We start from the raw sequence: 5,656 nt of genomic DNA on the forward strand, positions 1-5,656 counted from the left end.
AACTCGTTGCCGTGCATGTCCACCAGCTCCAGCGCACGACCGCCACCGCGCGCCACGCAGGTCAGCGGGTCGTCGGCCACCTGCACGTGCAGGCCGGTCTCCTCGGAGATCAGGCGGTCCAGGTCGCGCAGCAGGGCGCCACCACCGGTCAGCACGATGCCGCGCTCGGCGACGTCGGCGCACAGTTCCGGCGGGGTCTGCTCCAGCGCCAGCTTGACCGCGCTGACGATGCCCGACAGCGGTTCGTGCAGGGCCTCGAGCACTTCGTTGGAGCTGATCTTGATCATCTTCGGCACGCCCTCGGCGAGGTTGCGGCCGGAGATTTCCATCTCGATCACTTCCGCCTGCGGGTAGGCGCAGCCCAGCTCGACCTTGATGCGCTCGGCGGTGGCTTCACCGATCAGCATGCCGTGGTTGCGGCGCACGTAGTTGGTGATGGACTCGTCGAAGCGGTCGCCGCCGATGCGGACCGAGGCCGAATAGACGATGCCGTTGAGCGAGATGACCGCCACTTCGGTGGTGCCACCGCCGATGTCGATGACCATCGAGCCACGGGCTTCGGTGACCGGCATGCCGGCGCCGATCGCGGCGGCCATCGGTTCTTCGATCAGGAACACGTCACGGGCACCGGCTTCCTCGGCCGATTCCTTGATCGCGCGGCGCTCGACCTGGGTCGAGCCGGCCGGCACGCAGACCAGGACGCGCGGGCTCGGGCGCAGCACGCGCGACTTGTGCACCTTCTTGATGAAGTGCTTGAGCATCGCCTCGGTATAGGTGAAGTCGGCGATGACGCCGTCCTTCATCGGGCGGATGGTGGTGATGTGGCCCGGGGTACGGCCCAGCATCTGCTTGGCTTCGGCGCCGACGGCTGCCACCGAGCGGGTGCCACCGATGGCACGGTCCTGGCGCACGGCCACGACCGACGGCTCGTTCAGCACGATCCCCTGCCCGCGCACGTAGATGAGGGTGTTGGCCGTGCCCAGGTCGATGGACAGGTCGTTGGAGAACATGCCACGGAGTTTCTTGAACATCTGAGGAAGGAGTCCTGAGGGGTGTCGTGCCCGCCGCGGGATGGCGAAAAAATGGGCAGAAATCGAGGCCGACAAGCCTAGCAACCCGCCTGCCGCCGAGCAAGGAAAAAACTAGCTGAACCCGCGTCTTCACAGGCTTTCGGCCTGATCGGGTCTCACCCGGTTCTGGCCCTGAGCGGCACCAGCGGGTAACCTTTGCGCCGTCGGGCGCCCAAGGGCGCCGTTTGCTTGCCCGCTGAACCGGGCCGGCCCACCCCAAAATTCACCGCATAGGCTTACATCGATGTCCGCTCTGATCTGTGGTTCTCTTGCCTTCGACACCATCATGGTGTTCCCGGACCAGTTCAAGAATCACATCCTGCCGGACAAGGTGCACATCCTGAACGTGTCCTTCCTGGTGCCGCGCATGCGCCGCGAGTTCGGCGGCTGCGCAGGCAACATCGCCTACAACCTGCACCTGCTGGGCGGCCAGCCGATCCCGATGGGCACCGTGGGCTCGGACTTCGGCCCGTACCGCGAATACTTCGAAGGCCTGGGCATCGACCTGTCGCGCGTGCGCGTGATCGATGAGCTGTTCACCCCGCAGGCATTCATCACCACCGACCACGACAACAACCAGATCACCGCCTTCCACCCGGGCGCGATGATGCGTTCCTACGAGAACCACGTGCGTGGGGTGCCGGGCGTCACCCTGGGCCTGGTCGGCCCGGACGGCCGCGAAGGCATGATCCAGAACGCGCAGGAATTCCACGAAGACGGCATCCCGTTCATCTTCGACCCGGGCCAGGCCATGCCGCTGTTCAACGGCCCGGAACTGCGCGCCTTCATCGAGCAGGCCGACTACGTGGTGGTGAACGACTACGAGTCGAACCTGCTGCAGGAGCGCACCGGCTGGGACGAGAAGGAGATCGTCAGCCGGGTCAAGGCCTACATCACCACCCGTGGCCCGAAGGGCGCGGTCATCCACACTCCGGAAAAGAGCTACGACATCCCGCCGGCGCACGAGCGCCGCGTGGTCGACCCGACCGGCTGTGGCGACGCCTTCCGCGCAGGCCTGATCTACGGCATCCAGAAGGGCTACGACTGGCTGACCATCGGCCGCATGGGCAACCTGATGGGCGCACTGAAGGTCGAGCATCCGGGCACGCAGAACCAGCGTTTCACCTTCGATGAGTTCAACGAGCAGTTCAAGCAGCAGTTCGGTTACGCGCTGGGCGCGTAAACCGAACTGCCCGCGCATCTGATCGGTGGGTGTCGACCTTGGTCGACACTGCCGGCCAGCGGCCGGCACTACCGGAACTTCCGACCGACACGTTGCCTGCTCTCTGTAGAGCCGAGCCCATGCTCGGCTTGCGCGCGCCGGTCATGCGGCCTGCCAGGCGGCCAGCAGCGCGCGGCAATCGGCGAAATGCCAGTCGGCGCGGCCCGGCCAAGGGTTCTCTGGCAGGTTGACCAGCACGGTATGCGTGCCGGCCGCACGGCCGCACTCCAGGTCGTAGGCGTGGTCACCCACCATCACCGCCTGCGCAGGCCCGATGCCCCATCGCCGCAGATGCTGCTGCAGGCCCTCCGGCGAGGGCTTGGGCACCGCTTCATCGCGACCAATGATGTCGGCATCGTCGAACAACGCCCCGACCCCGATCGCCTCCAGCGTCAGCTTCGCCAGCGCATGATCATTGCGGGTCAGGATGCCCAGCCGGCAGCCAGCCGCCGCCAGCGCGCGCAGCAGCTTCACCGCACCCGGCGCCGGCAGCGCGTCCTCGGCCAGCGCGCGCTCGTGATCCAGCAACCACTCACGCTTGGCCTGCGCCGGTGCATCCGGCAACGCCGCGATATGGTCGAGGATGTCTTCCTCGGCGGCGATCTCCAGTGCGCGGCGGATCGCGGCGAAATCATGCACGGCCACAGTCAGCGTGCCGTCCATGTCGAACACCCAGTGCCGGATCGCGGACAACGCGTGCACCGCGCTGCCCGTCGCGACCATCACTGCCACCACTGCGGCATGCGGCTGGCGTCGACGCCGCCGGTCTCGAACACCGCCGTACGGGTGCCTCCGGCCTTGACCGGGAACTCGATGCTGATCGACTTGCCCTTGCGCGCCAGTTTCCACAGCGCTTTCTGATCGGTGATGAACAGGGCGATGGCTTCATCGGTCTTCGGGCGCCACGCGGCCATCGACACCGGCTTGCCGTCGTCCACGGTCACTTTCACCGTGCACTGCGGGCAACGGAAATCGCCGGCCTGCAGCACCAGGTAGGCATGCCGCTTCCACTCCGGATGATCGCGGAACACCAGCTGCACCGGCTTGGCGCCGCTGCCATCCACGTCCACCCGTTCCTTGCTGTAGATCTGCGCCGAAACCTGGTTGCCCTTGCTGCCCACCGGGATCTGGTTGTACTGCCACAGCGCCTGCATGCGCCGCAGGTCGCGCGCGGCATCGCCCTTGGCCTTGACCTCGTCGAAGCCCGCGGCGATGCGCTCGGCGGCGGCGGTGTCCTTGTACTGGTCCAGCAGCGAGGCGCCGTGCAGGCGCGCGCGTTCCCAGTCCTGCGCGGCCACGGCCATGTCGTACTGCTTGGCCACGTCTTCGGCCTTGGCCTCCTTCTGCGCCTGCACGGCGGCTGCGGCGGCTTCCTGCGCCTTGCGTTCTTCCTCGGGGTTGCTGCAGGCGGCCAGCGCCAGGGTGCAGGCGGTGAGCAGGATCAGTCGTTTCATGGCGGAGGTCCTTGGTGTTTTCGCTTTTCTGTAGAGTCGAGCCATGCTCGACTGCTGTTGAAAAGCCAGTCGAGCATGGCTCGACTCTACAAAAAAAAGCGCCGGGGGATGCCCGGCGCTTCTGCTTACTTGGCTTCAGCCTTGGCCAGCATGTCCTGGACCGAGGCAGTGGTGATCGGGTGGTAGCCCGGCTTGGCCTTTTCGAAGGCCTGCTTGGCCAGCTCCAGCCCCTTCGGGGTCTTCACCAGTTCAGCGTAGATCGGCAGGATCAGCTTGCGACGGCCGACGCGCTCGATGAATGCCGCCGCGCCTTCATTGGCCTGCTCGTAGCCGCTGCGGATTGCCAGCGGGTACCAGCGCATGGCGATCTCGCCATTCGGGGTGCCGGTGAAGTGGAAGGCCTTGTCCAGCGTGGCCAGCTTGTCCAGCGGCTGGGTCGCGCCCAGGCCATCGATGAAGCGCACCCATTCCTGCGTGCTCCAGTCGGCGATGACCTGGCTGCTCGGCACGGTGCCGGCGCTGGCGAAGGCGATGCGCGCGGTATCGACGCTGCTGAAGTTGCGCGACTGCGCCTTGGCCGCGAACGCCGGGATACCCGGCTCGTCCAGCCATGCCTTCAGTTCGGCCTCGGTCACGGCCGACGGATTCTTCGGCAGCAGGTTCTTCTTCATGTAATCGACGAACTGGTCGGTGTTCGCGCTCTGGAAGGCATGGTCATCGAACCAGCCACGCAGGAACGGATCGAAGGTCTCGCGGCCGAAGCGCTGTTCCAAGAACTCCAGGAACCACGAACCCTTGACGTAGGCCACCTGGCTGAGGGCTTCGTCGGGATCACGCTCGTTCAGCGGCGGCAGCGCCAGCGCCTGGTCGGCCGGGCTCATGTCCTTCACTTCGGCCAGCAGGTCGGTCTGGTCGATCTGCTTCTCCATCTCGGCCATTTCCTTACCGTACAGAGCTTCGGTGATGCGGCCCTGGACGTAGGTGGTGAAGCCTTCATTGAGCCAGATGTCCTTCCAGCTGGCGTTGGTCACCAGGTTGCCCGACCAGCTGTGCGCCAGTTCGTGGGCGACCAGCGAGACCAGCGACTTGTCGCCGACGATCACGGTCGGGGTGGCGAAGGTCAGGCGCGGGTTCTCCATTCCACCGAACGGGAACGACGGCGGCAGCACCAGCATGTCGTAGCGGCCCCAGCGGTATTCGCCGTACAGCTTCTCGGCGGCACCGATCATCTTCTCGGTGTCTTCGAATTCCTTGGCGGCCTTGTTGACCATGGTCGGCTCGGCCCAGACGCCGGAGCGGCCGGAGATCGGCTCGAACACCAGGTCGCCGGCGGCGATGGCCAGCAGGTAGGACGGAATCGGCTGCGGCATCTTGAAGGTGTAGTCACCATCACGCGCGGCCTTCGGATCGTTGTCGGCGCTCATCAGCACCATCACGTCCGGGCGCGAGACCACGTGCGCGCTGTAGGTGAAGCGCACGCTCGGGGTATCCTGCAGCGGCACCCAGGAACGGGCATGGATGGCCTGCGACTGGCTGAACATGAAGGGCAGCTTCTTGCCCTCGGTCATCGACGGCGCCAGCCACTGCAGGCCCGAGGCGGTCGGTGCGGTGTGGTAGGTCACTTCCACCGTGGCCGGCTGCTCCGCAGCCTCGATGGTCAGCTTGCTGCCGAACACCTTGTCGGCCGGGGCCAGCTCAAACTTCAGCGGGCTGCGCGCGCCGTCGGCGGCAACGGCCTCGACCTTGGACACGGTCAGCTCTCGGGTGTCGAGCACCAGCTGCTTGGCGTCCTTCTGTTTCCATTCCAGGGTGTAGGTGGCGGTACCGCCGATCTGCTTCTGGTCGAAGTCCAGCTTCAGATCCAGCGCGATGTCCTTGATGACGACCTTGTCCGGCTCGGCGTACGAGCT

General features: G+C 66.0%; 5 protein-coding genes. 1 reads left to right on the forward strand and 4 read right to left on the reverse strand.

Features of this window, described 5'->3' with window-relative positions; genetic code table 11:
- Positions 1 to 1,031, reverse strand: a 1,031-nt coding sequence (locus N5E02_RS19785) for a rod shape-determining protein (protein WP_279946654.1), incomplete at its 3' end; no start/stop codon positions are given.
- A 283-nt stretch (positions 1,032 to 1,314) separates the two neighbouring features.
- Here N5E02_RS19785 and N5E02_RS19790 point away from each other — a divergent pair.
- On the forward strand, positions 1,315 to 2,253 hold the full coding sequence (locus tag N5E02_RS19790; protein ID WP_005419403.1) for a carbohydrate kinase family protein: 939 nt from the start codon (positions 1,315 to 1,317) through the stop codon (positions 2,251 to 2,253).
- 141 nt (positions 2,254 to 2,394) lie between these two features.
- Here N5E02_RS19790 and N5E02_RS19795 read toward each other — a convergent pair whose 3' ends face one another.
- From N5E02_RS19795 to N5E02_RS19805, 3 genes are all read right to left on the reverse strand, one after another.
- Positions 2,395 to 3,015, reverse strand: a complete 621-nt coding sequence (locus N5E02_RS19795; RefSeq protein WP_005419404.1) for an HAD family hydrolase — start codon at positions 3,013 to 3,015, stop codon at positions 2,395 to 2,397.
- A complete protein-coding gene (locus N5E02_RS19800) occupies positions 3,015 to 3,746 on the reverse strand; it encodes a hypothetical protein (protein WP_005419405.1) in 732 nt (243 codons plus the stop codon). Before N5E02_RS19800 ends, N5E02_RS19795 begins: the two co-directional genes overlap by 1 nt.
- 125 nt (positions 3,747 to 3,871) lie before the next feature.
- Positions 3,872 to 5,656, reverse strand: a 1,785-nt coding sequence (locus N5E02_RS19805; protein ID WP_279946655.1) for a M1 family metallopeptidase, incomplete at its 5' end; no start/stop codon positions are given.

Origin of the sequence: Stenotrophomonas sp. GD03777 (assembly GCF_029842485.1) — a bacterium.
Taxonomy (GTDB): domain Bacteria; phylum Pseudomonadota; class Gammaproteobacteria; order Xanthomonadales; family Xanthomonadaceae; genus Stenotrophomonas; species Stenotrophomonas sepilia.